At 64.1% G+C, this 25,564-nt stretch carries 20 protein-coding genes and 2 tRNA genes; 13 read left to right on the top strand and 9 right to left on the bottom strand.

Annotated features, from left to right (window positions below; all coding sequences use genetic code 11):
- Positions 1-80: 80 nt before the first annotated feature.
- Together V1280_RS08545 and V1280_RS08540 are read left to right on the top strand one after the other, a co-directional pair.
- Entirely contained in the window at positions 81-1,463 is a 1,383-nt protein-coding gene (locus V1280_RS08545; RefSeq protein WP_334521683.1) for an NfeD family protein, read from the top strand.
- Positions 1,460-2,221, top strand: coding sequence for a slipin family protein (locus tag V1280_RS08540; protein ID WP_334538242.1), 762 nt, complete (start codon positions 1,460-1,462; stop codon positions 2,219-2,221). Before V1280_RS08545 ends, V1280_RS08540 begins: the two co-directional genes overlap by 4 nt.
- Before the next feature lie 76 nt (positions 2,222-2,297).
- Here the strand turns inward: V1280_RS08540 and glnA are convergent, their stop codons facing one another.
- On the bottom strand, positions 2,298-3,707 hold the full coding sequence (gene glnA / locus V1280_RS08535) for a type I glutamate--ammonia ligase (protein WP_334521680.1): 1,410 nt from the start codon (positions 3,705-3,707) through the stop codon (positions 2,298-2,300).
- A gap of 150 nt (positions 3,708-3,857) precedes the next feature.
- Positions 3,858-4,196 carry a P-II family nitrogen regulator gene (locus tag V1280_RS08530; RefSeq protein ID WP_007603495.1) on the bottom strand — a complete coding sequence of 113 codons (339 nt, stop codon included), beginning with the start codon at positions 4,194-4,196 and terminating at the stop codon, positions 3,858-3,860.
- A 380-nt stretch (positions 4,197-4,576) separates the two neighbouring features.
- On the opposite strand from V1280_RS08530, the gene V1280_RS08525 reads away from it, so the two are divergent.
- Positions 4,577-6,076 (top strand): NAD(P)H-hydrate dehydratase, encoded by a 1,500-nt coding sequence (locus tag V1280_RS08525; RefSeq protein ID WP_334521677.1) that lies wholly within the window; start codon positions 4,577-4,579, stop codon positions 6,074-6,076.
- Positions 6,076-6,513 carry a GNAT family N-acetyltransferase gene (locus V1280_RS08520; protein ID WP_334521674.1) on the top strand — a complete coding sequence of 146 codons (438 nt, stop codon included), beginning with the start codon at positions 6,076-6,078 and terminating at the stop codon, positions 6,511-6,513. The genes V1280_RS08525 and V1280_RS08520 overlap by 1 nt, the downstream gene beginning before the upstream one ends.
- 1 nt (position 6,514) lies before the next feature.
- Here V1280_RS08520 and V1280_RS08515 read toward each other — a convergent pair whose 3' ends face one another.
- Positions 6,515-7,831, bottom strand: coding sequence for a multicopper oxidase family protein (locus V1280_RS08515; RefSeq protein WP_334538241.1), 1,317 nt, complete (start codon positions 7,829-7,831; stop codon positions 6,515-6,517).
- Between the two features lie 154 nt (positions 7,832-7,985).
- Here V1280_RS08515 and V1280_RS08510 point away from each other — a divergent pair.
- The 7 genes from V1280_RS08510 to V1280_RS08480 all read left to right on the top strand — a co-directional run bounded on the left by V1280_RS08510 (position 7,986) and on the right by V1280_RS08480 (position 15,637).
- Positions 7,986-8,070: transfer RNA gene (locus V1280_RS08510), tRNA-Leu, on the top strand.
- A 178-nt stretch (positions 8,071-8,248) separates the two neighbouring features.
- A complete protein-coding gene (gene tig / locus V1280_RS08505) occupies positions 8,249-9,607 on the top strand; it encodes a trigger factor (protein ID WP_334521671.1) in 1,359 nt (452 codons plus the stop codon).
- Positions 9,608-9,904: 297 nt separating this feature from the next.
- Positions 9,905-10,537 carry an ATP-dependent Clp protease proteolytic subunit gene (locus tag V1280_RS08500; RefSeq protein ID WP_200515574.1) on the top strand — a complete coding sequence of 211 codons (633 nt, stop codon included), beginning with the start codon at positions 9,905-9,907 and terminating at the stop codon, positions 10,535-10,537.
- Positions 10,538-11,001: 464 nt separating this feature from the next.
- On the top strand, positions 11,002-12,273 hold the full coding sequence (clpX, locus tag V1280_RS08495) for an ATP-dependent Clp protease ATP-binding subunit ClpX (protein ID WP_148773755.1): 1,272 nt from the start codon (positions 11,002-11,004) through the stop codon (positions 12,271-12,273).
- A gap of 325 nt (positions 12,274-12,598) precedes the next feature.
- The gene (gene lon, locus V1280_RS08490; RefSeq protein WP_334521660.1) at positions 12,599-15,022 is read left to right on the top strand and encodes an endopeptidase La; all 2,424 of its coding nucleotides are present in this window, start codon (positions 12,599-12,601) and stop codon (positions 15,020-15,022) included.
- Positions 15,023-15,091: 69 nt separating this feature from the next.
- Positions 15,092-15,496: a GFA family protein gene (locus tag V1280_RS08485; protein ID WP_334521657.1), complete on the top strand. Its 405-nt coding sequence runs from the start codon at positions 15,092-15,094 to the stop codon at positions 15,494-15,496.
- Between the two features lie 64 nt (positions 15,497-15,560).
- Positions 15,561-15,637, top strand: a tRNA-Val gene (locus V1280_RS08480).
- A gap of 349 nt (positions 15,638-15,986) precedes the next feature.
- Here the strand turns inward: V1280_RS08480 and V1280_RS08475 are convergent.
- Positions 15,987-16,349 carry a hypothetical protein gene (locus V1280_RS08475; protein ID WP_334521655.1) on the bottom strand — a complete coding sequence of 121 codons (363 nt, stop codon included), beginning with the start codon at positions 16,347-16,349 and terminating at the stop codon, positions 15,987-15,989.
- Positions 16,350-16,562: 213 nt separating this feature from the next.
- On the opposite strand from V1280_RS08475, the gene V1280_RS08470 reads away from it, so the two are divergent.
- Positions 16,563-17,423 carry a class I SAM-dependent methyltransferase gene (locus V1280_RS08470; protein ID WP_334521652.1) on the top strand — a complete coding sequence of 287 codons (861 nt, stop codon included), beginning with the start codon at positions 16,563-16,565 and terminating at the stop codon, positions 17,421-17,423.
- 10 nt (positions 17,424-17,433) lie between these two features.
- Here V1280_RS08470 and V1280_RS08465 read toward each other — a convergent pair whose 3' ends face one another.
- From V1280_RS08465 to V1280_RS08445, 5 genes are read right to left on the bottom strand one after another with little or no spacing between them, the layout of a single operon-like run.
- Positions 17,434-18,417, bottom strand: coding sequence for a cation diffusion facilitator family transporter (locus V1280_RS08465; protein ID WP_334521649.1), 984 nt, complete (start codon positions 18,415-18,417; stop codon positions 17,434-17,436).
- 2 nt (positions 18,418-18,419) lie between these two features.
- Complete coding sequence (locus tag V1280_RS08460; protein ID WP_334521646.1) at positions 18,420-21,632, bottom strand: efflux RND transporter permease subunit; 3,213 nt, start codon at positions 21,630-21,632, stop codon at positions 18,420-18,422.
- A complete protein-coding gene (gene ihpB, locus V1280_RS08455; protein ID WP_334521643.1) occupies positions 21,625-22,602 on the bottom strand; it encodes a divalent metal ion exporter adaptor subunit IhpB in 978 nt (325 codons plus the stop codon). Before ihpB ends, V1280_RS08460 begins: the two co-directional genes overlap by 8 nt.
- The gene (gene ihpA / locus V1280_RS08450) at positions 22,599-23,873 is read right to left on the bottom strand and encodes a divalent metal ion exporter subunit IhpA (RefSeq protein ID WP_334521640.1); all 1,275 of its coding nucleotides are present in this window, start codon (positions 23,871-23,873) and stop codon (positions 22,599-22,601) included. Before ihpA ends, ihpB begins: the two co-directional genes overlap by 4 nt.
- Before the next feature lie 51 nt (positions 23,874-23,924).
- Positions 23,925-24,239: a hypothetical protein gene (locus V1280_RS08445; protein WP_334521637.1), complete on the bottom strand. Its 315-nt coding sequence runs from the start codon at positions 24,237-24,239 to the stop codon at positions 23,925-23,927.
- A 424-nt stretch (positions 24,240-24,663) separates the two neighbouring features.
- Here V1280_RS08445 and V1280_RS08440 point away from each other — a divergent pair, with 424 nt between their 5' ends.
- Positions 24,664-25,554 (top strand): hypothetical protein, encoded by an 891-nt coding sequence (locus V1280_RS08440; RefSeq protein WP_334521634.1) that lies wholly within the window; start codon positions 24,664-24,666, stop codon positions 25,552-25,554.
- Positions 25,555-25,564: the final 10 nt, after the last annotated feature.

The raw sequence follows: 25,564 nt of genomic DNA, 5'->3' as shown, positions 1-25,564 counted from the left end.
CAACCGCAACTCAGGACGACAAGCCTCCGCATTGAGGTTTGGAAGACGAACACCATATCTGTGGCAAGGGAGCCCTTGCCGTGCAGACCATGAAGGCGGCCCTCTTTGCGGCGATCGGCATCGTCGCTTTTCTTTCCTCTCTCCGTCCCGGCTTAGCGGAGGAGAGCGGCCGTCTTGCACTCACTGTCACGATCGATGGCGCCATTGGCCCGGCATCGGCGAGTTACGTGAAGGAGGCTCTGGTCAAGGCAGGCGAACGACGCGCCGAGATCGTGATTCTCCGAATGAATACGCCTGGCGGCCTCAACTCCAGCATGCGCGAGATCATCGCGGATGTGCTCGGCTCGTCCGTTCCTGTCGTCGGCTACGTCGCGCCGGCAGGCGCCCATGCGGCGAGCGCCGGGACGTATATCCTCTATGCGGCCCATATCGCGGCGATGGCACCAGGCACCAATATCGGTGCCGCGACGCCGGTGCAGATTGGCGGACCGCTCCCGGGTCTCCCGAGCGGCACACCCGACAAGGACAGCAAGGACAAGAAGGACGAGCCGAAAGACGCGATGACGGCGAAGGTGACGAACGATGCCGTCGCCTTTATCCGCAGCCTCGCCGAACTGCGCGGCCACAATGCCGATTGGGCCGAGAAGGCGGTCCGCGAAGCGGCCACCCTGTCCGCCAATGGCGCGTTGCAGGCGCACGCCATCGACCTCGTCGCGCGCGATCCCGCCGATTTGCTCAGGCAAATCGATGGTCGCGTCGTCGAGCTCGCGGGCGGCACGACGCAACGCCTGGCAACGCAGAACGCGGTCATCGAAGCCGTCGACCCCGGGTGGATTTCCCGATTCCTGGCGGTCATCACCGATCCCAACGTCGCGTTCATCCTCCTGATGGTCGGAATCTACGGCCTGATCTTCGAGTTCATGTCCCCCGGTGCCGTTGCGCCGGGCGTGGTCGGGACGATCTGCCTGCTGCTCGGCCTCTACGCCCTCAATATGCTGCCGATCAATTATGCCGGCCTCGGCCTGATGCTGGTCGGCATCGCGCTCCTCGCCATCGAGGCATTCAATCCGACCGTCGTGATCGGCCTTGGAGGCGTCGTCGCCTTTGTGCTGGGCGCCATCATGCTGGTCAGGGTCGAATCGCCCGGCTACCGGCTGTCGTGGTCGGTCATCGCCATCGTCGCAGCGATGTTCGCAGGTTTCGTCCTGGTCGTGCTCGGCGCGCTTCGGCGCGCCGGCCGCGGTCCGCCACGGGTCGGCGCGCAAGCGATGCGAGGCCTGACCGCCGAGGTCCTCGACTGGAAAGAGACCGAAGGGCACGTCTTTACGCATGGCGAACGCTGGCAAGCGCGCGGCGCCGACATCTTCAAGCCCGGCGAGAGGGTCGAGGTCGCCAATATCGTCGACTTGACGCTGGTGGTTCGGCGTCCAAGCGCTGTGAGCGGCGAGGAAGGTCAACTCTGATGATTGAATATTCGATGTATGCAGTGCTTGCGCTGATCGTCATCCTGTTTCTCGCCCAGGCCGTTCGCATCCTCAGGGAATACGAGCGCGGCGTCATCTTCACACTTGGTCGCTTCACCGGCGTGAAGGGGCCGGGCCTCATCCTCCTCATTCCGGTGGTGCAGCAGCTCGTCAAGGTCGATCTTAGGGTGATGGTGCAGGTCGTGCCGCCCCAGGACGTGATTTCGCGCGACAACGTCTCGGTCAAGGTCAATGCCGTTCTCTACTTCCGCATCGTCGATCCCGAGCGCGCCATCATCAAGGTCGGCGATTATATGGCCGCGACCAGTCAGCTCGCACAGACCACGCTACGCTCGGTGCTTGGCAAGCACGAGCTCGACGAGATGCTCGCCGAACGCGACAGGTTGAACGCCGACATCCAGGAGATCCTCGACAAGCAGACTGATGTCTGGGGCATCAAGGTCACCGGGATCGAGATCAAGGACGTCGATCTCAACGAAACCATGGTGCGCGCGATCGCCAAACAAGCGGAGGCGGAACGGTTGCGGAGGGCAAAGGTGATCAACGCGATGGGCGAACAGCAGGCCGCCGAAAAGCTGGTCGAGGCCGGCCGGATTCTCGCGCAGGAGCCGCAAGCGATGCAGCTGCGTTACTTCGCGGCTCTGCACGACATCGCCGGCGAACGGTCGTCGACCGTCGTGTTTCCGCTGCCAATCGGCCTGCTCGATCATTTGATGCCGCGGCGCGAGACCCCGTAGTCGGAAGGTCTTGCGCGCTCAAAAACGAAAAGGCGCCCCTCGCGGAGCGCCTTTTGTCTTGTCCTGTTCGAGCCGATCAGCCCGAATAGTACATGTCGAACTCGACCGGGTGCGGGGTCATTTCGAAGCGGGCGACTTCGGTCATCTTCAGCTCGATGTAAGCATCGATGAAGTCGTCGTCGAACACACCGCCGGCCTTGAGGAAGCCGCGGTCCTTGTCGAGGTTTTCGAGCGCCTCGCGGAGCGAACCGCAGACGGTGGGGATCTGCTTCAGCTCTTCCTTCGGAAGGTCGTAGAGGTCCTTGTCCATCGCCGGACCCGGATCGATCTTGTTCTTGATGCCGTCGAGGCCGGCCATCAGCATCGCGGCGAAGCCGAGATAGGGATTGGCGAGCGGATCGGGGAAACGCACCTCGACGCGCTTGGCCTTTGGCGAAGCGGTGTAGGGGATACGGCAGGAGGCCGAGCGGTTGCGCGCGGAGTAGGCGAGCAGCACGGGGGCCTCATAGCCCGGGACCAGACGCTTGTAGGAGTTGGTCGACGGGTTGGTGAAGGCGTTGATCGCCTTGGCGTGCTTGATGATGCCGCCGATGTAGTGGAGGCAGGTCTCCGACAGGTCGGCGTACTTGTTGCCGGCGAACACCGGCTTGCCGTCCTTCCAGATCGACTGGTGCACGTGCATGCCCGAGCCGTTGTCGCCAAAGACCGGCTTCGGCATGAAGGTGGCGGTCTTGCCGTAGATGTGGGCGACCTGGTGGATGCAGTATTTGTAGATCTGCAAATGGTCGGCCATCAGCGTCAGCGTGTCGAACTTCATGCCGAGCTCGTGCTGGGCCGAAGCGACCTCGTGATGGTGCTTCTCGACCTTGACGCCCATCTTGGCCATGGCGCCGAGCATCTCCGAGCGCATGTCCTGCACGGAGTCCTGCGGGGGAACGGGGAAGTAGCCGCTCTTGGTGCGGATGCGGTGGCCGAGATTGCCGCCCTCATATTCCGTGTCGGTGTTGGTCGGCAGCTCCGAGGAATCGAGGCGGAAGCCGGTGTTGTAGGGGCCGCTTGAGAAGCGGACGTCGTCGAACACGAAGAACTCGGCTTCGGGGCCGACGAACACGCTGTCGCCCACGCCCATCGACTTCACCATGGCTTCCGCCTTCTTGGCGATGCCGCGGGGGTCGCGGTTGTAAGGCTCGCCCGTGGTCGGCTCGAGCACGTCGCAGGTGATGACCATGGTGGTTTCGGCGAAGAACGGGTCGATCGTCGCGGTCACCGGATCGGGCATCAGGCACATGTCGGACTCGTTGATCGCCTTCCAGCCGGCGATCGAGGAGCCGTCGAACATCGTCCCTTCGGCGAAGATATCGTCGTCGATCATGCTGACGTCGAACGTCACATGCTGCCACTTGCCGCGCGGATCGGTGAAGCGCAGGTCGACGTACTTAACGTCGTTGTCCTTGATCGATTTCAGGACGTCTTTGGCGGTCTTCATGCATACCCCTTTTGGCTCTGCGGGACGGTTTCCAGATGAGCAGATTCGTTCTCGCTTTCGGCGAGTTAGCGCAACCGCACAAACGAAATCAGGCCGCCGAAGCAGCCTTTTTTCTTTCAGAGTGTCGCAGGATTCGGGATAGCACCCGGCTCAGATAGCGTCCAGCCCGGATTCGCCGGTTCGGATGCGGATCGCCTCTTCGATATTGGAGACAAAAATCTTGCCGTCGCCGATGCGCCCGGTTTGCGCAGCCCGGCGGATCGCATCGATCGCACGCTCGACCAAATCGTCGCCGATCACGATCTCGATCTTCACCTTGGGCAGGAAGTCGACGATGTATTCTGCGCCGCGGTAGAGCTCGGCGTGACCTTTCTGGCGGCCAAAACCCTTGGCCTCGGTCACGGTGATGCCCTGGAGGCCGACTTCCTGAAGCGCTTCCTTCACCTCGTCGAGCTTGAACGGCTTGATGATGGCTTCGATTTTCTTCACTGCGCGCCTCCCGGCCTTATCGAACAAATAGCAACGTCTTCGTCAGGATGCGCTTTATCTCACGCACGATCTTGTCTTCGCTATGCCGGGACCTGACCAGCCCGGCAACAACGGCCGGCCACACCCAGATAATGCCAGTAAGCACGACGAACCGAAGCGGCTTCCTCGAAAGCAGGGTCTATGCCAAGTTGCAAATGCCCTGATTATTGGAGCGTTATCAGCCTTTTGACGAGCATCTCTGATAGGTGGAGCCGACCGGCTCAAAATACCTCAGACTACGAAATAGGCAAACGGTTCAATATCTGAGCAGATCGTTGTTCTGTTGGCTGGATCGGCACGGAACGTGCCTGTTGAAAAGGCGTTTGGACCAGGGAAGTGGCATGGAAGTTCTAACCACCGCCGAAATGCAGCGGGCTGATCAACTCAGCATCACGGCCGGCACGCCCGGCTTCAAGCTGATGCTGAGCGCCGGCCAGGCGGTCGCGGACGCCGCCAATGCATTGGTGGAGGTGGGGCCGATCCTGATCGTGGCCGGCCCCGGCAACAACGGCGGTGACGGTTTTGTTGCAGCCGCCGAGCTCGCCGCGCAAGGCCGCGAGGTCTCGATCATCCTGATGTGCGAGCGCGATCAGCTTCAGGGCGACGCAGCTTCCGCCGCGCGCGGCTGGAAGCAGCCGGTGCTGCCGTTCAATCCGCAGGCGATCGGAAAGCCGGCGCTGATCATCGATGCGCTGTTCGGTGCGGGCTTGAGCCGTCCCGTCGACGGCGAGGCGCGGGCGATGATCGAGGCGATCAACGCCAATGGCGCGCCGGTGCTGGCGGTCGACCTGCCGAGCGGCATCAACGGCACCAGCGCGGCGGTGCTGGGCGTCGCGGTGAATGCCATCGAGACCGTCACCTTCTTCCGCAAGAAGCCCGCGCATCTCCTGCTGCCGGGTCGCATGCATTGCGGCAACGTGCGCGTCGCCGATATCGGCATCGACGCACAGGTGCTCGACGAGATCGCGCCGCAGACTTTCGAAAACGATCCGGATGTCTGGCGCGCAGCCTTTCCGGTGCCGCGCATCGACGGCCATAAATACGCGCGTGGCCACGTGCTGGCGGTCTCCGGCGATGTGGCCGCGACCGGTGCTGCGCGGCTCGCCGCCCGCGGCGCCTTGCGCGCCGGTGCTGGCCTCGTGACGCTTGCGACCCCGCGCGATGCGCTCGCGATCAATGCAAGCGCGCTGACCGCCGTGATGGTTCGCGCCGTCGACACCGTGGTCGAATTCGCTGAGCTGCTCGGCGACAAGCGTTACAACACCTGCATGATCGGTCCCGGCGCCGGCGTCGGTGAGCGGACCTGCGATATGGTTCACACCGCGATCTCGACGCAGCGCCATGTCGTGCTCGACGCGGATGCGCTGACGAGCTTTGCCGCCAATCCCGAGCGGCTGTTTGAATCGATCAAGTCTTCGCTCGAAGCCCAGGTGGTGCTGACGCCGCACGAGGGCGAGTTTCCGCGGCTGTTCTCCGACCTCAGCAACAAGACTCCGGGTCGCTCGAAGCTTGAGCGCGTGCGCGCCGCTGCCGAGCGCTCCGGTGCCGTCGTGCTGTTGAAGGGCCCTGACACCACGATCGCCGCGCCTGATGGCCGTGCCACCATCGCCGCCAACGCGCCGCCATGGCTCGCCACCGCCGGCGCCGGCGACGTGCTCGCCGGCATCATCGCCGGTCTCTTGGCGCAGGGCGTGCCCGCGTTCGAAGCCGCCAGCATCGGCGTCTGGATGCACGGCGAGGCGGCAAGCGAAGCAGGGCCGGGGCTGATTGCCGAAGATCTCACCGAGACGCTGCCGGCCGTGCACCGGCGGATCTATAGCGCGCTCGGGGTCGAGTACTGATGATCCGGCCGCTCGCGCTCACGGACATGGGCGCGGCGGCGCAGGTCCATCGGGCTACGTTCGACCAGGCGATGCCGTGGCTCATCGGGCTGCACACGCCGGACGAGGATCGCTGGTTCTACCGCGAGCGTGTCTTTCCGACCTGCCGCGTCTGGGGACATTTTGACGGCGATGGGCTGAGCGGGATCATCGCTTTCCGTGACGGCTGGATCGAACAGCTCTACGTGCGTCCCGCCGCGCAGGGCCGCGGCATCGGCACGGAACTGCTGAATGTCGCCAAAGGTGCCAGCGAGCGGCTCGAGATCTGGACTTTCCAACGCAACGCAGCGGCCCGCCGCTTCTATGAAGCGCGCGGGTTCGCGCTGGCCGAGCAGACTGATGGAATGCGGAACGAGGAGAAGGAGCCAGATGCGCGCTACGTCTGGACGCGCGCATAGTTCACTCCACCGCATACCACCGCACCAGCCGCGGCGCGGCCCACTCGGTCACGACGGATTCGATCAGCCATCGTCCCGGTGAGGTCGCGGCAAAGGCGATGCGCTCGGTCTTGCCGGGCTCGAGGGCGAGCGTGTCGAGCCAATAGGGCTTCCAGCCGTCGTCGAGCCGGTCGAGCAGGCGGAAATGGTGGCCGTGCAGGTGGAAGACGGCGGTCGCAGGGGCGGGGTTCCTGACCGCCAGCACGACGGTCCGGCCGGCCTTGGCGCGGAAGGCAGGGACCGAGGCGGTGGAGAAATTGGCCGTCCGGGTCCAGCCCGCGTCGGCGGCGCCGAGCGCGACATCGAACCGCAGGGCACCTTTCAGGTCGAGTTTTTCGGGAAGGTCGTTCGAAGGCAGCGGCTGTAGCGCTGGCAGCGGCGCGCGCCGCTCCAGTTTGCCGGAGATCGCGAGGCGCCCGATCGGGCGCGCCTCGTTGCCGTCATGGAGCACGAATGCGGCCGAGGTGGCTGCATCCACAAAAGCGTCGGCGCGGGCGCCGGGGGCCAGCACCAGGGCGCCGTTGCGGGCCGGGAACGGCTCTGCCGGCTGACCGTCCAGCGCCATCACCTGGACCTCGTGGCCTTCCAATTTGATAGCCAGAACAGAGCGTTGCGAGCCGTTGATGAAGCGCAGCCGCAGCCGCTCGCCGGCGGAGGCTGAGAGTTCGAATGAAGGCCGGCCGTTCAGGGTGTAGAGCGGGGTCGTGTCCTTGGGGTCGCGGCCCGGCGGCAGCGCGGTGCCGTCCTGCCGCACGCGCCATTCCTCGATCAGCAGAATCTCATCGCGGTCGCTGGTGACGGGGCTCGCCTCCGCGGCGATGACCGGGAGCGGGCGGGCCGGCTGATTCAGGCGGTCCTCAAAGAGACGGAAGTTGGCAAGTAAGGTTCCCGCGTTTGGTATTGAAATAATTGATGTTTCGGTCGAGCCCGGCGCGGTGGGCGCCCGTCCCGCCAGCGGGTCCGGCACGGCTATGCCATCGAGGCCGTACCAGACTGGCGCAACCGGCACAGGCAGGTCGTTCCGAAAGACCATCTCGCAGCGGTCCCCGCGCTTGAAACGCACATTCCCAATATGGCTTGCGGCGGCCAGCTCCCAGATCGGTGTAGCCGGCTGACCCGGCCTCAGGGCCAGCGTAGCTGGCCTTGCCTGAAGGAGGACCTGGGCGGTCGGAAGCGGACCCGCGCCGCCGGTTATCAGCCCGGCGCCCGAGGCCCCCAGGGAGGCGCCAACTCCGGCCAAAAGCTCGCGTCTGCTCAGGTCAAAAATCCGCGGTTTCATAAGCGCGATCCGGACCACGCCGCGCTGGATAAGTCCAGCCATCGTGCCTACTTGGAGGGTGCCTCCATCAGGCCATTTTTTTGCTGCGAACACACGGGCACATGCTATAAGCCCGCCGCCCGCGGCATCGCGGCCGGTCTTGATGCAAATTTACGCGGGCGTGGCGGAACTGGTAGACGCGCTGGATTTAGGTTCCAGTGACGAAAGTTGTGGGGGTTCGAGTCCCTCCGCCCGCACCAAGCGCTTTCAGCGTTTGCACGGATTACTGAGGGGCCTCGCTCCGCGCGGATGTTTTCCGCCTGGAGCCGGGCTCGATGAACCACCGGCGTTGAGGCGTTTGCCTCGCGCCGGATCGATTAATGACAGCGTCCCGACGCGCGAGCGTGCCGGGACCGAACGAGAAGAAGATTGGACGCCATGCAGGTCACAGAAACCCTCTCGGAAGGCTTGAAGCACGAGTTCAAGATCAGCGTTCCCGCGTCTGATCTCGACGCCAAGGCTGGCGCCAAGCTCGTCGACCTCAAGGACAAGGTCCGTCTCAACGGCTTTCGTCCCGGCAAGGTGCCGGTCGGTCACCTGAAGAAGGTCTATGGCCGCTCCGTGATGGCCGAGACGATCGACCAGACCATCCGCGACACCAACACCCAGCTCTTCACCGAGCGCGGCTTCAAGCTCGCGACCGAGCCGAAGATCACCATGCCGACCGAGCAGGCCGAGGTCGAGGAACTGCTCTCGGGCAAGTCCGACCTGACCTACACGGTCGCGATCGAAGTGGTGCCTGCCATCGCGCTCGCCGACTTCAAGACCTTCCAGGTCGAGAAGCCCGTCGCCGACGTGTCCGATTCGGACATTGACGAAGCGATCAAGCGCATTGCCGACACCAACCGCGGCTATGCCGCCAAGGCCGAGGGCGCGAAGGCTGAATCCGGCGACCGCGTCACCATCAGCTTCAAGGGCACCATCAACGGCGAAGCCTTCGAGGGCGGCGCTGGTGAGGGCATCCAGGTCGTGATCGGCTCCAACACCTTCATCCCGGGCTTCGAGGAGCAGCTCATCGGCATCGGTGCGAACGAGACGCGCACGCTGAAGGTGGCGTTCCCCAAGAACTACATGAGCGAGAAGCTCGCCGGCCAGCCGGCCGAGTTCGAGACCACCGCGACGCTGATCGAGGCGCCGCAGGATCTCGTGATCGACGACGAGTTCGCCAAGACGCTCGGTCTGGAATCGCTGGACAAGCTCAAGGAAGCCGCGCGCGAGCGGCTGGTTGCCGAATACGCCAATGCAACGCGCCAGCGCGTCAAGCGCGCGCTGCTCGACCGTCTCGACGAGGCGCATCGCTTCGAGGCGCCGTCCTCGCTCGTCGACGAGGAGTTCAATCTGATGTGGAACTCGGTCAAGGCCGAGATGGATTCGGCCGGCAAGACCTTTGCCGACGAGGACACCACTGAGGACAAGGCAAAGGAAGAGTACCACAAGATCGCCGACCGCCGCGTGCGTCTCGGTCTCGTGCTCTCCGAGATCGGCGAGAAGAACAAGATCACCGTCACCGACGACGAGGTCGGCCGTGCCGTGATCGAGCGCGCCCGCTCGATGCCGGGCCGCGAGAAGGAAGTCTGGGACTATTACCGCAGCAACGCCCAGGCGCTGGCCCAGCTTCGTGCACCGATCTACGAGGACAAGGTCGTCGACTTCATCCTCGAACTCGCCAACGTGACCGAGAAGAAGGTCTCGCGCGAGGATTTGTACAAGGACGACGAGGAAAAGACTGCAGCCTGAAGGCTTTGAGCGATCCTTCTCAAGCAAGTCTTCTGTTAAGGATGATCAGCGAACAGGCCCAGCTAGCCAGATGGCCGGCTGGGCCTTTTTGCGAGAATCAGCTTCAAGTGCCCGGTGGATTAAGCCTTAATTCGTTCCGCACTTGTCTGGCGTGAATTGGGCTATATCTGTCGGTGCACCCTGTACCCAAGCGTTCTGGTTGCAAGCGTTCTTCTTCTACCAACTTCCTGCATCACGGGACGTGTCCATCGGCCTTCAGGCGAAAGTGGCGACGTCCTCCGAAAACCTAGGTGACTCATGCGCGATCCGGTTGAAACCTACATGAACCTCGTGCCTATGGTGGTCGAGCAGACCAACCGTGGCGAGCGCGCCTACGACATTTTCTCGCGCTTGCTGAAAGAGCGCATCATCTTCCTGACCGGGCCGGTCGAGGACGGCATGTCGACGCTGGTCGTCGCGCAGTTGTTGTTCCTTGAGGCGGAAAATCCGAAGAAGGAAATCTCGATGTACATCAACTCGCCGGGCGGCGTGGTGACGTCGGGCCTCGCGATCTACGACACCATGCAGTTCATCCGCCCGCCGGTCTCGACGCTGTGCACCGGGCAGGCGGCCTCGATGGGCTCGCTGCTGCTCGCCGCCGGCGAGAAGGACATGCGCTTCTCGCTGCCGAACGCGCGCATCATGGTGCATCAGCCCTCCGGCGGCTTCCAGGGCCAGGCCACCGACATCATGCTGCATGCCCAGGAGATCCTGAACCTGAAGAAGCGGCTCAACGAGATCTACGTGAAGCACACCGGCCAGACCTACAAGTCGATCGAGGACGCGCTGGAGCGCGACAAGTTCCTGACCGCCAACGACGCCAAGGAATTTGGCCTTGTCGACAGGGTGATCGACAAGCGCGCCGAGGAACCGGCGGCGAAGCCCCAGTAACGCGCTGGGGCCGTAACGTCGATCCCCGGAATTCCTCTAGGGGATTCCGTGGGGTTCGCGAGGGCGACGTTCACGTTAACGACGCACTTCGCGAGGGCGCAAAAGACGCGGTTTTGCGCCCTGCGACAGGCAGAAAGTTCCGCTTTCGTGCTTGTTTTTCGTGGTAATCCAGCAACGCTTGGGTGATTTCGGTCACTTCGCCCGTGCCAAGACGTGAAATCACGGTATTGTCACGGGTAGCCAGCGCCCCCCCGATTAGCGAATTCTTGATAGTCGGGTGACAGCATGGTTGGCTACGACTGATCGGCTATGATCGCGGAGAATCGAGTGACCGTGATTCGCACGGTATGTAACGCGTAGGGTCTTTTTTGGTACGGAATTTGCTCTATTTGAGTCCCTTACCCGCGAACGTTTCGGGATGGGACGATCGAGCGGACGGGATCGAACCGCGGACGGAGACATGAATGAGTAAGGTCGGCACGAGCGACTCCAAGAACACGCTATATTGCTCGTTCTGCGGCAAGAGCCAGCACGAAGTCCGCAAACTGATCGCGGGTCCCACGGTCTTCATTTGCGACGAGTGCGTCGAGCTCTGCATGGACATCATCCGCGAGGAGAACAAGTCCTCGCTGGTCAAGTCGCGCGACGGGATTCCGACGCCGAAGGAAATCTGCAAGGTCCTGGACGATTACGTCATCGGCCAGAGCCATGCGAAGAAGGTCCTGTCGGTCGCGGTGCACAATCACTACAAGCGCCTCAACCACCAGACCAAGCACAACGACGTCGAGCTTGCGAAGTCGAACATCCTGCTGATCGGTCCGACCGGTTCGGGCAAGACGCTGCTCGCGCAGACGCTCGCCCGGATTCTGGACGTGCCGTTCACGATGGCGGATGCGACGACGCTGACCGAGGCCGGCTATGTCGGTGAGGACGTCGAGAACATCATCCTGAAGCTGCTCCAGGCCGCCGACTACAATGTCGAGCGTGCCCAGCGCGGCATCGTCTACATCGACGAAATCGACAAGATCAGCCGCAAGTCCGACAATCCCTCGATCACGCGCGACGTGTCGGGTGAGGGCGTGCAGCAGGCGCTGCTGAAGATCATGGAAGGCACGGTGGCTTCGGTCCCGCCGCAGGGCGGCCGCAAGCATCCCCAGCAGGAATTCCTGCAGGTGGATACCACCAACATCCTGTTCATCTGCGGCGGTGCGTTCGCCGGCCTCGAGAAGATCATCTCGGCGCGGGGACGGTCGACCTCGATCGGTTTCGCCGCCCAGGTGATGGCGCCGGAAGACCGCCGCACCGGCGAGATCTTCCGTCACGTCGAGCCTGAGGATCTCCTGAAGTACGGCCTCATCCCCGAGTTCGTCGGCCGTCTGCCGGTCGTGGCGACGCTGGAGGATCTGGACGAGGTTTCGCTGAAGAAGATTCTCACCGAGCCGAAGAACGCGCTGGTGAAACAGTACCAGCGCCTGTTCGAGATGGAGAACATCGAGCTGACCTTCGCCGACGAAGCGCTTGGCGCGGTTGCCCGCAAGGCGATCGAGCGCAAGACCGGCGCGCGTGGTCTGCGTTCGATCCTCGAAGCGATCCTGCTCGAGACCATGTTCGACCTGCCGGGCCTGGAAGGTGTGGAAGAAGTCGTGATTTCCCGCGAAGTCGTGGAAGGAACGGCGCGTCCGCTCTACATCTACGCCGATCGGTCCGATCGTGCCGTCGAGAACGCCAGCGCCTGATTTTGCGGCGCTGGAACGCTCCAAACGTCATTCATAGTAGCGGCTGCGGACATGTACTCCGCAGCCGGATTTGCGTCGCTTACCTCAGTGCGTAAGCGCCTGATGGCGCGTGTTTTTCAATGACTTGACACCCCCCGGGTCGATAGCCACCTAATGTCGGCGGCGAGCGAGAATTCTGTTCAAGATTCGCCTCAGTTCCGATCCGGCAAGCCCGGTCCAACCTTCGAATGGTAGGCTGGTTTTGTGGATCACCTCGGCACCTTGTGGCGGTTGCGCATGAGAGCGGCGGACTGCGTGCGAGGGGGCAAAGCAAAAGGAAAAGGCCATGACTAATCCAAAACCCCGGCCAACCATCGTCCATGGCGAGACGCACGCTTATCCCGTGTTGCCGCTGCGCGATATCGTCGTCTTCCCGCACATGATCGTTCCGCTCTTCGTCGGTCGCGAGAAGTCGATCCGCGCGCTCGAAGAGGTGATGAAGAACGACGCGCTGATCATGCTCGCGACGCAGAAGAACGCGTCCGACGATGATCCGGCGCCCGATGCCATTTACGAGACCGGTACGCTTGCAAGCGTGCTGCAGCTCTTGAAGCTTCCCGATGGCACCGTGAAGGTGCTGGTCGAAGGGCTCGAGCGTGCGCGCGTGCAGAAATACACCGATCGCGCCGACTATTATGAAGCCACCGCAATTGCGCTCGCCGACACCGATGCGAAGTCGGTCGAGGCCGAAGCTCTCTCGCGCTCGGTCGTGTCCGACTTCGAGAGCTACGTGAAGCTCAACAAGAAGATCTCGGCCGAGGTCGTCGGCGTCGTGCAGGCGATCACCGATTTCGCCAAGCTCGCCGACACCGTTGCCTCGCATCTCGCGGTCAAGATCGCGGATCGGCAAGGAATCCTGGAGACGCTGTCCGTCACCACGCGCCTGGAGAAGGTGCTGGGCCTGATGGAGAGCGAGATTTCGGTGCTGCAGGTCGAGAAGCGCATCCGCTCGCGCGTCAAGCGCCAGATGGAGAAGACCCAGCGCGAGTATTATCTCAACGAGCAGATGAAGGCGATCCAGAAGGAACTCGGCGACGACGACGGTCGCGACGAGCTCGCCGATCTCGAAGAGAAGATCTCCAAGACCAAGCTCTCCAAGGAAGCGCGCGAGAAGGCGCAGCATGAGTTGAAGAAGCTGCGCCAGATGTCGCCGATGTCCGCGGAAGCGACCGTGGTGCGCAACTATCTGGATTGGCTGCTGTCGATCCCGTGGAACAAGAAGTCCAAGGTGAAGAAGGATCTGGAAGCCGCGCAGGCGGTTCTGGATGCGGATCACTACGGGCTGGAGAAGGTCAAGGACCGCATCGTCGAGTATCTCGCGGTGCAGTCGCGCGCCAACAAGCTGACCGGACCGATCCTGTGCCTCGTCGGGCCTCCCGGCGTCGGCAAGACCTCGCTCGGCAAGTCGATCGCGAAGGCGACGGGCCGCGAGTTCGTGCGCGTCTCGCTCGGCGGCGTGCGTGACGAGGCCGAGATCCGCGGTCACCGCCGCACCTATATCGGTTCGATGCCCGGCAAGATCATCCAGTCGATGCGGAAGGCGAAGTCGTCCAATCCGCTGTTCCTGCTGGACGAGATCGACAAGATGGGCGCCGATTTCCGCGGCGATCCGTCCTCGGCCTTGCTCGAGGTTCTCGACCCCGAGCAGAACGGGACGTTTGCCGACCACTATCTGGAGGTCGATTACGATCTGTCGAACGTCATGTTCATCACGACCGCGAATACGCTCAATATTCCCGGACCGCTGATGGACCGCATGGAGATCATCCGGATCGCGGGCTACACCGAGAACGAGAAGGTCGAGATCGCGCGCAAGCATCTGATCCCGACCGCGGTGTCCAAGCACGGCCTGGACTCCAAGGAGTTCTCGATCGACGACGAGGCTCTGCTGCTTCTGATCCGCCGCTACACCCGCGAAGCGGGCGTGCGTAATCTGGAGCGTGAGCTCTCCACACTCGCCCGCAAGGCGGTGAAGGAGCTGATGATCTCCAAGAAGAAGTCGGTCAAGGTCACCGAGAAGACTCTGGAAGAGTTGCTCGGTGTGCCGAAGTACCGCTTCGGCGAGATCGAGAGCGAGCCGCAGGTCGGTATCGTCACGGGCCTGGCCTGGACCGATGTCGGCGGCGAGCTGCTGACGATCGAAGGCGTCATGATGCCCGGCAAGGGCAAGATGACGGTCACGGGGAATCTGCGCGACGTGATGAAGGAGTCGATCTCGGCGGCGGCGTCCTACGTCCGATCGCGCGCGATCGTCTACGGCATCGAGCCGCCGCTGTTCGACCGGCGCGACATCCACGTGCACGTGCCGGAAGGCGCGACGCCGAAGGACGGTCCGTCGGCAGGCGTGGCGATGGCCACCGCGATCATCTCGGTCATGACCGGCATTCCGGTCCGCCACGATGTCGCGATGACCGGCGAGATCACGCTGCGCGGCCGCGTGCTGCCGATCGGCGGCCTCAAGGAGAAGCTGCTGGCTGCTGCCCGCGGCGGCATCAAGACGGTGCTGATCCCCGAGGACAACGCCAAGGATCTCACGGAGATTTCCGATGCGATCAAGGGCGGCATGGAGATCATCCCGGTCTCGCGCCTCGACGACGTCGTCGCCAAGGCGCTGGTCAGGAAGCCGGTGCCGATCGTCTGGGAAGAGGACACCAAGGTGACGGTGAAGCCGGACGGCGACGAAGCCGCCGGCGGCCTGACCGCTCACTGAGATCGCAATTCGAAAAGATGATAAAACGGCGCCTTCGGGCGCCGTTTTTGTCTTGGGGAAGGGGATGCAATGCAGGTCGACGGTCAATGCCATTGCGGGCAGATCACCTTCGAAGCCGAGATCGATCCTGAGACGGTCTCGGTCTGCCACTGTCGCGACTGCCAGACCCTGACGGGATCGCCGTTCCGGGTGACCGCGATCTGCACCGCGGCCGACGTCAAGCTCACCGGCGGCACGCCAAAGGTCTACGGCAAGCGCGGCGACAACGGCCGGATGCGCTTTCAGCACTTCTGCGCCGACTGCGGTTCCCCGCTGTTCACCAGCGGCGAGGGCGACCAGGCCGACGATTGGGGCATCCGCTGGGGCAGTATCCGCCAGCGCGACAAATTGCGCCCGGTCAGGCAGATCTGGTGCCAGTCAGCCGCGGTGTGGATCGACGCGGTGCCGTTGCTGCCGGGCAGGCCCGGGGATTGAGGGCCCGGGGATCGGCGTTACGTACTTGCCCGTACGGGGCGGGTAGGGATAAAGAAGCGCCTTGGGGCGGTTAGCTCAGCTGGTTAGAGCATCTCGTTTACACCGAGAGGGTCCGCGGTTCGAATCCGTGACCGCCCACCAGCGCATTGTCCAACGGAGCCTTGAGGCTCGGTTGCAGACTTTGATCAGCGATCCATTGTCGCGACACGGCGTAGTAGACGACGGCCACCTCGGCCTCGCCGCCGGAGTGGCGTAGCGGCCTGCGCATCACGGCGGCATTGAGGTCGGGCTTTCGGTCTCGGCTTTTTCGCCGAGTGGGCTTCTATGCCCTGGCAGGAGCAGGGCGCGTGCGCCCCACGACTTGTCCCCTACCCACGACTTGGCCCCTATTTGTGGCCGGGCAGGGATTTCTCCAATGTGATGTTGCCAGACCCGACGAACGTGCTCGCCGCCGCTGCGCAGCGCTTCGACGTGGAACTCCCGCCTGGTGTCAGGCTGACTTGGTGAACATCGTCAGGACACCGTCGGCGATGTTGATCGCGACGACTTGTGACGAGTTCAAGCCCTTGGCCTTGAGTAAGGACGCTGCCTGCGGCGTGGCGTCGATAGACTTCCGAAGCGACTGGATGTCTTGATCACTTGTCTGCGCCACGATTTCATCGACTTTTGCTCGCACCGCCGGCTGCAATTCCTTGACATCGACAACCTGTATGCTCCGTATCACTGTTTTGGACTGATCGGACGAGGACTCTGCGCCGGGTTGCGAAGGTGCTCCCTGTGCCTGTACGAAAGCCGGCGTTCCGAGGGAGAGAGCTGCAACGATGACGGATGCTGTGAAGCTGCGCATGGTCATGCCTTTCCAGTTTGAGGAATGGGGAAAGATATCGACCAAATCTGGTTAGCATCTGATTCTGATGTGGCCGTTCGATGAAACCAATGCGGCGCACGCGCGGCGCCGGCTCTGGTGATGTTCCGTCAACGCCGATCTTGCCCTGAAGTCGACGCGATGAACGAGACAGGATGCAGCCACAATGACGGTTCGTCTTGACAATGCCGGAGAGGAATAATGGGCAGCGCCACGGGTCACGAACTCAACGCCGACCAGATCGCCTATTGGAATGGTCCCAGCGGCCAGCGCTGGGCCGACCGCCATGCGGCGCAGGAGAGCCTGCTCGGGCCCATTGCCGACGTGCTGATCGACCGCGCCAGGCCCAGGCCGGGCGAGCGCGTTCTCGATGTCGGCTGCGGCTCGGGGGCGACGACCTTTGCATTCGCGAAAGCTGTGGCGCCAAACGGCTTTGCGCTCGGCCTCGACGTCTCCGAACCCATGCTGTCGCAGGCGCGTGCGTTTGCACCAAAGGGACTGCCGCTCGATTTCGTGCTGGCGGATGCGACGGTGCATCCGTTCGAGCCGGCGAGCTTCGATCTGCTCGCCTCGCGCTTCGGCGTGATGTTCTTTTCCGATCCCGTTGCGTCCTTCACCAACCTCCGCCGCGCGCTGAAGCCGTCCGGGCGGCTGGCGTTTGCCTGCTGGCGCGAGCCGAAGGAAAATCCGTGGATGATGGCGCCGCTGATGGCGGTCTATAAACACGTTCCAAAAATGCCGGCGGTCGGACCGGAGGAGCCGGGGCCGTTCGCCTTCGCCTCGGAGGAGCGCGTGACGCGTATCCTGAAGGGTGCAGGTTTTGTGGACGTGGCGATGGAGCCGCATAATCTGCCCATGGACATCGCCATCGGCGGCGGGCTCGATGCCGCCGTCGACGGCTCGCTCCAGATCGGCCCCGCCAGCCGCGCGCTGCAGGGCCATCCGCCGGAGACATACACTGCGGCCAAGGCCTCGATCCGCGAAATGCTCGCGCCGCTTGTCAAAGGGCAGTCGGTGGCGCTGCCGGGCGCGATCTGGATCGTGACGGCGAAGGCGTCGTAGGCGCAGCCCCTCACACCACATCATCCGGCGCCAGCGCGCAGCCGTTGTCCGGATGGGTCTCGACCTGAAGCGTGGTGTGGCCGATGCGGAAGGATGTCCTCAGCAACTGCGCGGTTTCCATCAGGAACGCGTCGGCGGTGCCTGCGGGCATCACGAGGTGGCAGGTCAGCGCAGTCTCGGTTGTCGAGATCGGCCAGACGTGAAGATCGTGGATCGCTGATACGCCGGGGCGTGCGAGCAGGAAGGCCTTGATCGCGACGAGGTCGGTGCCCTTGGGCGCTGCCGCCATCGACATGTCGATGGAGCCGCGGAGCAGGCTGGTCGTGCCCCAGAGGATGCTGGCGCAGATGACGAGGCTGGTGAGGGGATCGAGCCAGAGCCAGCCGGTCCAGATGATCAGCGCCGCCGAAACGACGACGCCGAGCGAGACCGCGGCGTCGGCGGCCATGTGCAAGTACGCGCCTTCGATGTTGATGTCGTCCTTGCGGCCGCTTGCGAACAGCATGGCGGTAAAGCCGTTGATGAGGATGCCGATGCCGGCGACCACCATCACGGTGACGCCTGCGACCGGCTCCGGATCGCGCAGCCGAAGGATCGCCTCCCAGCCGATCGCGCCGGTTGCGATCAGCAGGAACACAGCATTGGCGAGCGCAGCCAGAATCGTGGAGGCGCGAAAGCCATAGGTGAAGCGGCCGCTCGGCGCGCGCCGCGCCGCGATCGAGGCGCCCCAGGCCACGACCAGGCCGAGCACGTCGGAAAGATTATGGCCGGCATCGGCGAGCAGCGCAGTGGAATTGGCGAGATAGCCGTAAACCGCCTCGGCCACGACCAGCGCGGTGTTGAGCGCAATGCCGATCGCGAACGCCTTGCCGAAATTGGCGGGCGCATGGACATGCGCGTGACCGTGCGAATGGCCGTGGCTGTGGTCATGACCATGATCATGCACGTGGCCGTGATCATCGTGGTGATGACCGTGATGGTCGTGACTGCCCAAACCTAGCGCTCCCCGGAAATCGCCAAATCAGGCGTCATTGTAGGCGTTTCGCCCGCGCCGTCACGCCGGAACAGCAAATAGAGTGCCGGCAGCACCAGCAATGTCAGGACCGTTGAGGAGATGATACCGCCGATCACGACGGTGGCCAGCGGCCGTTGCACTTCGGCGCCGGCGCCGGTGGCGAGCGCCATCGGCACAAAACCGAGGGAAGCGACCAGCGCGGTCATCAGCACCGGGCGGAGCCGCGTCAGCGCGCCCTCGCGCACGGCCTCCGTGATAGGGCGTCCCTCGCTGCGCAGACGCTCGATGAAGGCGATGATGACGAGGCCGTTGAGTACGGCCACGCCCGACAGCGCGATGAAGCCGACGCCGGCGCTGATCGACAGCGGAATGCCGCGCAACAAGAGCGCCGCGACCCCGCCAGTCAGCGCCAGCGGCACGCCGGAGAACACCAGCGCCGCATCCGCCGCCGATCCCATGCTCATGAACAGCAGCAGGAACACCAGCGCGAGCGCCACCGGCACGACGATCGTCAGCCGTTTGCTGGCGGAGACCAGCTGCTCGAACTGGCCGCCCCAGCCGATCCAATAGCCCGGTGGCAGTTTCACTTTCTCGGCGACGGCGGCTTCGGCCTCCGTGATGAAGGAGCCGAGGTCGCGCGTGCGGACATTGGCGGTGACGACGATGCGCCGCTTGCCGTTCTCGCGGCCGATCTGGTTCGGGCCGGGCGTCGCATCGACGGTGGCGACCGACGACAGCGGCACATAGCGCATCTGGGCGAGGGGAGAGGCGGGCAACGCCGTCCGGATCGGCGCGCTCGCGTCCTCACTCGGTGGCAGCGGGATCGGAATGGCCCTGATCGCATCGAGATTGCCGCGAAGGCGTTCCGGCAGACGCACGACGATCTCGAAACGCCGATCGCCCTCGAACAGCTTGCCGGCAGACTTGCCGCCGACCGCGATCTCCACGATGCCCTGCACCTCACTGATGCTGAGCCCGTAGCGGGCCAGCGCCTGCCGGTCGAGCCGGACGGTGAGGATCGGCAGGCCCGAGACCTGCTCGATCTTGACGTCGCTGGCGCCGCGGATGCCGCGGATCGCGGCCTCGACCTGTTTCGCGGCGCCCTGCAGGATGTCGAGGTCGTCACCAAACACCTTAATGCCGACGTCGCTGCGCACGCCGGAGATCAGCTCGTTGACACGGAGCTGGACCGGCTGGGAGATTTCATAGGCGCTGCCGGGAATGTCGTCGGCGGCCCTGTCGATGGCCTCGATCACCTCCGATTTCGGCTTGGCCGGGTCCGGCCATTCGGCGCGCGGCTTGAGCATGATGTAGCCATCGGTCTGCGCTGGCGACATCGGATCGGTGGCGACCTCCGCGGTGCCGATGCGCGTGAAGAACTCCTTCACCTCCGGAATCTGCGTGATGCGCTTTTCCAACGCCTTCTGCAGGTCCAGCGATTGCGTGAGACTGGTGCCGGGAATCCGGATCGAGGCCAGCGCGACATCGCCTTCGTCCAGGCTCGGGATGAACTCGCCACCCATGCGTGAGGCGGCGACGCCGCTGGCGATGACGATGATCGCGGCCATGATGGCAACTGCGCCCCGATTGTCGATCGCAAGGCGGAGCAGGGGGAGATAGGCGCGCTTCGCCATCCGCATGAACAGGTTTTCGTGTTCGGACACCTTGCCGGTCACGAAGATCGCGACCGCCGCCGGCACGAAGGTGATGGAGAACAGCGCGGCGGCGCCGAGCGCCATCAGCACGGTCAGCGCCATCGGCGTGAACATCTTGCCCTCGACGCCCGTCAGGGTCAGCACGGGCAAATAGACCACGGCGATGATCAGCGTTCCGAACAGGCTCGGCTTGATGACCTCGCTCGACCCGCGCAGGATTGTGCGCAGTCGTTCCGACGTGGTGAGCAGCCCGCCTTTCTCACGCTGGGCTCCCGCGAGCATGCGCAGGCAATTCTCGACGATGATCACGGCGCCATCGACGATGATGCCGAAGTCGATCGCGCCCAGGCTCATCAAAGTGGCACTGACCCTGGTCTCGACCATGCCGGTGACCGTCATGGCCATGGAGAGCGGAATGACGCAGGCCACCACGAGCGCGGCGCGGATGTTGCCGAGGATCAGGAACAGTACGGCCACCACCAGCGCCGCGCCTTCGAGCAGGTTGTTCTCGACCGTGCGGATGGTGGCCTCGACCAGATGGGTGCGGTCATAGACGGTTCGTGTGACGACGCCCTCGGGCAGCGATTTGGCGATGTCGGCGAGACGGGCTGCGACGCCGGTCGCCACTGCGCGGCTGTTCTCGCCGATCAGCAGCATGGCGGTGCCGAGCACGGTCTCCTCGCCGTCGCGCGTTGCCGCGCCCGTGCGCAGGTCGCGCCCCTCCGTGACGTCTGCGACATCCCTGATCCTGACCGGATTGCCGCCGCGTGAGCCGATGACGATGTCCCGGATTTCGCTGATATTGCCGACCTGGCCCGGCGAGCGGACCAGATATTGCTCGCCGTTGCGCTCGATATAGCCGGCGCCGACATTGGCGTTGTTGGCCGCGAGCGCCGTCATGACGTCGCGGAAGCCGAGGCGGTAGGCCATCAGCTTGCCGGGGTCCGGCAGCACGTGGAATTGCCGCTCGAAGCCGCCGATGGTGTTGACCTCGATCACCCCCGGCACATTGCGAAGCTGCGGCCGGATGATCCAGTCCTGCACGGTGCGCAAATCCGTCAGCGAGTAGTCGTGGCCGCCTTGCGTCTTCGCGCCGGCCTTCGCTTCGACGGTGTACATGAAGATTTCGCCGAGCCCGGTCGAGACCGGGCCCATCGCGACCTCGACACCTGCCGGAAGCTGGTCCTTCACCTGCTGGATGCGTTCGCCCACGAGCTGGCGGGCAAAGTAGATGTCGGTGCCGTCCTTGAAGACGACCGTTACCTGGCTCAGGCCGTAGCGCGACAGCGAGCGGCTGTAATCGAGCCTGGGCAGGCCGCCCATCGCAGTCTCGACCGGGAAGGTGATGCGCTGCTCGGTCTCCAGCGGCGAATAGCCGGGCGCGCGCGTGTTGATCTGGACCTGGACGTTGGTGATATCTGGCACGGCGTCGATCGGAAGCCGCTGGAAATTCCAGGCTCCGAAGGCCGTGGCGCCGAGCGCGAGGAGGAGGACCAGCCAGCGCTGTTGCAGCGAGATGGCGATGAGGCGCTCAATCATGCTCGGCCTCGCCCTTGCCCATCTCGGCCTTCACGACAAAACTGTTTTCGGCGACGTAGTGTTCGCCGGCTGTGAGGCCCGCCTTGATCTCGATGAATTGCGGATCGGAATCCCCAAGCTCCACCGGGCGCGCCTCGATCTTGTCGCGGTCCTCGCGGACGAACACGATGGTCCTGTTGTCCAATGTCTGGATCGCGCTGCGGCGCACGGCGACTGCGACGTTGCGGGCGGCGAGGATCAGCCGCGCGGTGACGAATAGGCCAGGTCGCAAGCGCCCGTCGAGATTCGCCAGCACTACGCGCGCGAGCGCGGTCTGGGTCTCGCTCGAGCCGATCGGCGCGATGTAGGAGATCGTGCCCTTGATCTCGCCGCGGCCGTCGTCGGGATCGATCAGCACTTGGTCGCTGAGGCGAACACGCTTGAGATCCTGCCGGTAGATCGAGAGATCGACCCAGATCATCGAGAGGTCGGCGACGACAAAGGCCGGCTTTTGCTCGGAGGCGTATTCACCGAGCGAGATCTGCCGTTCGATGACAGTGCCGGCGATCGGCGCCTTCAGCTCATAGACGGTGAGGCTCTGATTGCTCTCTATGCTGGCGAGGAGATCGTCCTTGCCGACCTTGTCGCCGATGCGCTTCTGGATCGATTTTACCACACCCGGAAAGCGCGGCGTCACTTGCACGACGGTTTCCTGGTTGGCACGCAAAACGCCGTTGAAGGCGAGCGTATCGTTCAGCGTGACACTCTCGGCCTCGGCCAGCGTCACGCCGGCCGCGGCAAGCTTGACGTCGGAGATGCGGATGCGGTCGGCGCCATGCTCGTCCTGCTCGACATGATCGTTCGGCTTCTCCGGCTTCTTTTCCGTGGCATGCTCCGCCGGCACAACCTTGGCCGGCGCCAGCAGGGAATAGCCGTAGGCGCCGAGCGCGGCGGCAAGGATGGCGACGAGAACGGTGGAAGATGTCTTCATCGTGCGCTCTCCCGGGCTAGCGCAAACGGATTGCCGACGAGGCCTTCGATGGTCGCAACGCCTGCGTGGAAGTTCTGCAGCGCCTCCTGCTCGCGCAGGCGCGCCTGGGCGACGCTGGCCTGGGCGTCGAGCACTTCGAGCAGGGTGAAGCGGCCCTGGCCGTAGCCCTGCGAGATCGCGTCTGCCGCTTCCGTGGCCTTGGGGATGGCGGTCTCGCGCAGCACCGCGAGCTCGCGCAGCGAGCCCTGCAGCGAGTCGTAAGCGCGGCCGGCGACCACGATCAACGTGTTGCGGTTGGCCTCGCGCTCGGCCTTGGTCTTGGCGAGGATTTCCTGCGCCGAGAGGATGTTGCCCTGGTTCTGGTCGAACACGGGGATCGGCACCGAGACGGTGAGGCGGACCGCGTCGTCATTGGTCTCGTTGAAATGGCGCCAGCCGGCGGCGATCCGCACATCGGGATAAGGCCGGAGCCGCGCCATCAACAGCTCGGCGTTTCGCTGTGCATACACCGCGGTCCAGCGCACCAGCTGCGGATTGGCATCGATGGCGGCGACGACGGATTGGAAGGTCGGCGGTTTGCCCATGGTGTCGAGACGTCCCGAGACCTCGCCGAATTTCGCGGCGCCATCGCCCATCAGCACCGCAAGCTCGCGCCGGGCGCTTGCCAGCGTCGCCTTGAAGCGCTCGCGGTCGGCCTTCACCAGGGCGGAGGCGACCTCGGCGCGGCCGGTCTCGGCCGGCGAGGAGGCGCCGGCCTCGACGCGGCGGCGCAACAGCGGCGTCAGTCTGTCGATCGCTGCAATCTGCTCATCCATGATCTGGATGCGCAGCTGCACGCCGAGCACGCTGAGGAAGGCGATCGCCGTCTCCGACAGCACCTCCAGCCTGATCGCCTTGCGCTGGATCGCTGCGACCTCGATGCCGGCGGCGCCCGCGGCAATTCGGGCCTCGCGCTTGCCGAACAGCTCGAAGGTCTGGCTGATCTGCAGCGTGGTCTCGGCCGACTTGGTGCCGCGATAGATGCCCGACCCCAGCGAATTGTCCTGCTCATAGGACAGTTCCGGATTGAGCAGCGCGCCGGCCTGGATACGCTGGCCCGTGGCGATGCCGACATCGCGCTCCGCCGCCGTCAGGCGCGGGCTTGCGGCCAGCGCGCGCGAGAGTGCGGCGCGCATCGTCAGGGTCTGGGCGTAGGCGTGCTGCGTCAGCCAGGGGCTGACGAAAATCGCCATCGCGCACGACAGGCGCGCGGCAGTCTGTCTGCAAGACATGAAAGTGACCTGTGAACAAAAGCATCGTGGGCGCACACGGCGCCCGGCTGATCAGTTCAGGTCAGATGTTTGGGGGGGCCGGGAGTCGGTATCGGGCGCAATGCCGGTCAGCGCAGGTGCGCGCTGCACGACCGGTGCGGCAACGATGTCGGTCGCAGTTTCGGACTGCAGCGGCTGTGCAACGGCGACGGAGAAGCAGCCGTGGCAGTGATGACCACCGATGGCCTTGTGATCGCTGTGACCGGCCGCGCCGTCGTCGAGGATCGAGGCGATCTCCGAACCGCCTGCGGGGCTGGTGACGTCGATGTCGTGCGCGCCGTGGACCACGCCCGAGAGCAGGTACATCACCGCAACGAGCACAGCCATCAGCCCGCGCCAGTTGCGCAAGGAGTAAAAGCTGTGGGGGCGGCGGATCGTGGTCACTGCGGCACTCAGGTTCCTGATCCGCCTCGGGTAGCATGGCGACAGGAACAGTGTCGACCCGCAACATTGTTACGTGTGGGGAACTCGATGTCGCACGGGCAAAAACGAAAAGGCCCCAGCCCGGGCTGACCGGCTGAGGCCTTTTGTGCTCACAATCTCATCCTTTGGGACTTGCGGAGACAATCCATATCCCACCGGTTCGTTCCGCAACCCGTGCAAAAATTAGGAACGTTCGCCAGCCCCCCTCATTAGCGCCCCGGAGCATTTGAGGAGGATGGGACTATGGACGGACTGATCTATCTTATCGGCCTGATCGTCGTGGTCATGGCGATCTTGTCGTTCTTCGGCCTGCGCTGAGAGAGCTGTCATGGCGATGGAAACACTCGTGCGGGAAGACGTAATGGAAGGCGGCTTCATAGCCGCCGAGGAACGGCAGAGCATCCAGTGGAGCTCCGTCATCGCTGGCGCTTTTGCGTCGGGCGCGATGTCGTTCATTCTGGTCAGCTTTGGCGTCGCCATCGGGCTTGGTGTCAGCTCGGCCTCGCCGACCTGGCGCGATGCATCGTCCGCGCTGGCGCTGCTGTCGGGGCTCTATCTGATCATCCAGGCGATTGTCAGTTTTGGCTTCGGCGGCTACATTGCCGGCCGGACGGCACGTCCGGCGCCTGCGCTGGCAACGATCGAGGATGACGGCGAGCGACGTGACGGGCTTCACGGGCTGACGTCCTGGGCGTTGGCTGTGCTGATTGGTGCGGCGCTGCTGGCGATCATCGGTGCGGCGGCGATCGAGCGCTCGCCGATGCGCAGCTCGAGCGGCAACGCGACCTCCGCCGAGCCGTTGCTCAGCTACGAACTGGATAAGCTGTTTCGTGCGCCGCGGCGGCCTCCCGCCGACATGCGGGAAGCCCGTGCGGAAGCGGGACGCATCCTGATGACGTCATCGAGCCATGGCGGCGTCGTGCTCGACGATCGCAACTATCTCGTGCAGCAGGTCACTGCCTTCACGGGGCTTACGGCTGCCGATTCCGAGCGGCGGGTCGATGCGTCGATTGCCGACGCGCATACGGCGATCAACCGCGCCCGGCGCAATTCGGTGATCGTGGCCTTCTCGATTGCGGCGGCGGCCCTGATCGGTGCCGCCGTAGCCTGGGCTGCAGCCGTTGCTGGCGGCCGGCATCGCGATGGCGAGCCGCTGCCGAACTGGATGGCAAGCTCCAACCGTTTCCATCGCGGCCGGCGCGCGATGCCGGTGCCGTAGCGGGTTGACG

Source organism: Bradyrhizobium sp. AZCC 2230 (assembly GCF_036924495.1).
Lineage (GTDB): Bacteria > Pseudomonadota > Alphaproteobacteria > Rhizobiales > Xanthobacteraceae > Bradyrhizobium > Bradyrhizobium rifense.
The sequence above is the reverse complement of the archived record's forward strand: the minus strand, read 5'-3'. Positions and strand labels throughout refer to the sequence as shown.

What these genes read in the sequence shown, in the direction of transcription:
- glnA (WP_334521680.1), bottom strand. Translation starts at nt 3,707, where the DNA reads ATGAAGACCGCCAAAGACGTCCTGAAATCGATCAAGGACAACGACGTT.
- V1280_RS08525 (WP_334521677.1), top strand. Translation starts at nt 4,577, where the DNA reads ATGGAAGTTCTAACCACCGCCGAAATGCAGCGGGCTGATCAACTCAGC.
- V1280_RS08520 (WP_334521674.1), top strand. Translation starts at nt 6,076, where the DNA reads ATGATCCGGCCGCTCGCGCTCACGGACATGGGCGCGGCGGCGCAGGTC.
- V1280_RS08515 (WP_334538241.1), bottom strand. Translation starts at nt 7,831, where the DNA reads ATGAAACCGCGGATTTTTGACCTGAGCAGACGCGAGCTTTTGGCCGGA.
- tig (WP_334521671.1), top strand. Translation starts at nt 8,249, where the DNA reads ATGCAGGTCACAGAAACCCTCTCGGAAGGCTTGAAGCACGAGTTCAAG.
- V1280_RS08500 (WP_200515574.1), top strand. Translation starts at nt 9,905, where the DNA reads ATGCGCGATCCGGTTGAAACCTACATGAACCTCGTGCCTATGGTGGTC.
- clpX (WP_148773755.1), top strand. Translation starts at nt 11,002, where the DNA reads ATGAGTAAGGTCGGCACGAGCGACTCCAAGAACACGCTATATTGCTCG.
- lon (WP_334521660.1), top strand. Translation starts at nt 12,599, where the DNA reads ATGACTAATCCAAAACCCCGGCCAACCATCGTCCATGGCGAGACGCAC.
- V1280_RS08485 (WP_334521657.1), top strand. Translation starts at nt 15,092, where the DNA reads ATGCAGGTCGACGGTCAATGCCATTGCGGGCAGATCACCTTCGAAGCC.
- V1280_RS08475 (WP_334521655.1), bottom strand. Translation starts at nt 16,349, where the DNA reads ATGACCATGCGCAGCTTCACAGCATCCGTCATCGTTGCAGCTCTCTCC.
- V1280_RS08470 (WP_334521652.1), top strand. Translation starts at nt 16,563, where the DNA reads ATGGGCAGCGCCACGGGTCACGAACTCAACGCCGACCAGATCGCCTAT.
- V1280_RS08460 (WP_334521646.1), bottom strand. Translation starts at nt 21,632, where the DNA reads ATGATTGAGCGCCTCATCGCCATCTCGCTGCAACAGCGCTGGCTGGTC.
- ihpB (WP_334521643.1), bottom strand. Translation starts at nt 22,602, where the DNA reads ATGAAGACATCTTCCACCGTTCTCGTCGCCATCCTTGCCGCCGCGCTC.
- ihpA (WP_334521640.1), bottom strand. Translation starts at nt 23,873, where the DNA reads ATGTCTTGCAGACAGACTGCCGCGCGCCTGTCGTGCGCGATGGCGATT.
- V1280_RS08445 (WP_334521637.1), bottom strand. Translation starts at nt 24,239, where the DNA reads ATGGCTGTGCTCGTTGCGGTGATGTACCTGCTCTCGGGCGTGGTCCAC.
- V1280_RS08440 (WP_334521634.1), top strand. Translation starts at nt 24,664, where the DNA reads ATGGCGATGGAAACACTCGTGCGGGAAGACGTAATGGAAGGCGGCTTC.